Raw genomic sequence first — 1851 nt, forward strand, 5'->3', positions numbered from 1 at the left:
AGTAGAAAAGAGAGGGGATTATCAATGTTGACGGAATCTAAAGTTCCCACGGTTCATATAACCTTACTCCTCTCTTTTGTTCTTTCTAGTTAATTGCTAAAAGTTAGAAATCAAACTTAAGACGGCTCATCGCAAATAACGGGTATTGCCGAAAAAGTGTAATTTTAGAAACCAGGAAAGAAAACAATTAAACCGACAAATCCGCGTCCCTTCTCCCGCAACTTGCGATAGCCGAGACCGTTACCTGCAAGCTCAATTGAAAATTTCGTTAACTATTATGTTATATTACGTATTCGTTAATATAAATATCAGGATAAACAATTGAAAACTCACCTAAGTTAATTCCCTTAAATCCAAAGAGACATATTTGAATTGCTGGCTTATAAACCAAATATTGCGGTTTATTAAGTTCAAATTTTAGCCGATAATTAGGTTTCGTTTTTTCGGATTTGGAATTTATCCCATAAACTCTTACTGATTGTTGCTCTAAAACTTTAGTTTTCTCCTTCATAAAACTAATTACTCTCGCAACAGTTGTCTTTTTATTTACTAAACCCTGTTTTCTCATTAAATCAACACTTTTCTCAAAGTCCAACATATGAGAGGTATTCCCGACTAGATCAAAGCAAGTTTTATCAGAATAATCGAAGGTGGATTTGCAAATAATATATTTATCTTTCCTATGTTTCTTGCCCCACCAATGAGCATTTTCAATGAAAGTATCCCAAAAATAATATCCATTTCCTAACCAGGCATTACCCCAGTTACATGGAAATGGCCCTTGCTGTTCAACCTCTTCAGGATTTTCTTTGTCCTCGAGTGTTTGATAAATTACTTTACGTTCCAAAGAAATAATTTAAGCTATCGTTGTATTATCCTTTAATGGTTTTTCTAATGAAACTAAATTCATTGTAGGTAAAACAACTGGAGGAATATTAGCCTGATTTGTAACTATACTTACAAATGCCCTTAAATAAGGAAAAAGGATTGCAATACTGTTACGAAAAAAATAGGGTGGTATTTCCTCGAATGAGGATAAGGAAGTGAATTTGAAAGTACCTATACATCTTATATTTACAAAAGGTTTTGTTTCCTTATCATTATCTGTATAGGCTGAAAAGTCAAATGATAAGTCATAAGTAGAAGTCTCTTTATAAAAAACACCTGAAGGCTTAAAATCTACAGATAGTTTATTCGAGGTATGATTTTCAAGATTAATATTTACTTTATCAAAAATATATTTCTCTATTGAAAAGCTTGCTTTTTCCATAAGTTGATGTCAAAAAAAAATCCGAAGTAAAATTCGGATTTTTAATATTATTAACAAAGCTTTCTTGATTTAAATCTGGCTTTTCCTTTTCCAGTTCAAAAAAATAACTGGAGCATTCAATAAATTCTTCCACACTTGGTCCATTAACTTCATCAAATTTTGAAGTTGACTCCCAATCTTTTTCTATTTGCTCTCGGGAAGTAGTATTGAAATAATCTTGCAATTTTTCAAACATACTTTTCATAACTATTGGTTTTTCGAGATTAACTCTTGCAGTAAATGTATATTTAAATATAGTTATACAAAACTATTTTATTATTAATTAAGTGTAATAATACTATAAATTAACAATACTTAAACAATACATAGACATTTTAATCTTGTGCAAAGGTAATTGTAAAAACTAGAATAAACAATTATTGTTGCATATCTCAAATTAATTATTTCGATTTATCGCCAGCAGCTAACAAAGAACTAAGCTAACTTCCAAACAATTTATCCTAATTTTGATACATAATTTTCATCGTATGGTAAACCCGATTTTGCCACTGCAAATGCCTGTTTCAGCAGTTTGCCGCATA

The 1851-nt window shown here is 30.8% G+C and carries 3 protein-coding genes; all 3 read right to left on the reverse strand.

The genetic code is table 11. The features are described from left to right. Positions 1-280: 280 nt before the first annotated feature. Genes ACOV1Q_RS15810 through ACOV1Q_RS15820 form a run of 3 tightly spaced genes read right to left on the reverse strand, consistent with a single transcriptional unit; the run spans position 281 to position 1514 of the window. A complete protein-coding gene (locus ACOV1Q_RS15810; RefSeq protein ID WP_424495373.1) occupies positions 281-847 on the reverse strand; it encodes a hypothetical protein in 567 nt (188 codons plus the stop codon). 9 nt (positions 848-856) lie between these two features. Further along, positions 857-1270 carry a protein-export chaperone SecB gene (locus ACOV1Q_RS15815; RefSeq protein ID WP_424495374.1) on the reverse strand — a complete coding sequence of 138 codons (414 nt, stop codon included), beginning with the start codon at positions 1268-1270 and terminating at the stop codon, positions 857-859. Next, positions 1230-1514 carry a hypothetical protein gene (locus ACOV1Q_RS15820; protein WP_424495375.1) on the reverse strand — a complete coding sequence of 95 codons (285 nt, stop codon included), beginning with the start codon at positions 1512-1514 and terminating at the stop codon, positions 1230-1232. The genes ACOV1Q_RS15815 and ACOV1Q_RS15820 overlap by 41 nt, the downstream gene beginning before the upstream one ends. Positions 1515-1851 lie beyond the last annotated feature (337 nt).

Origin of the sequence: Salinimicrobium maris (assembly GCF_049680855.1) — a bacterium.
In the GTDB taxonomy this organism is placed as follows: Bacteria; Bacteroidota; Bacteroidia; order Flavobacteriales; family Flavobacteriaceae; genus Salinimicrobium.

Bases quoted from the DNA above. Each gene is read 5' to 3' on its own strand.
- ACOV1Q_RS15820 (WP_424495375.1), bottom strand. From the start codon at position 1,514: ATGAAAAGTATGTTTGAAAAATTGCAAGATTATTTCAATACTACTTCC.
- ACOV1Q_RS15815 (WP_424495374.1), bottom strand. From the start codon at position 1,270: ATGGAAAAAGCAAGCTTTTCAATAGAGAAATATATTTTTGATAAAGTA.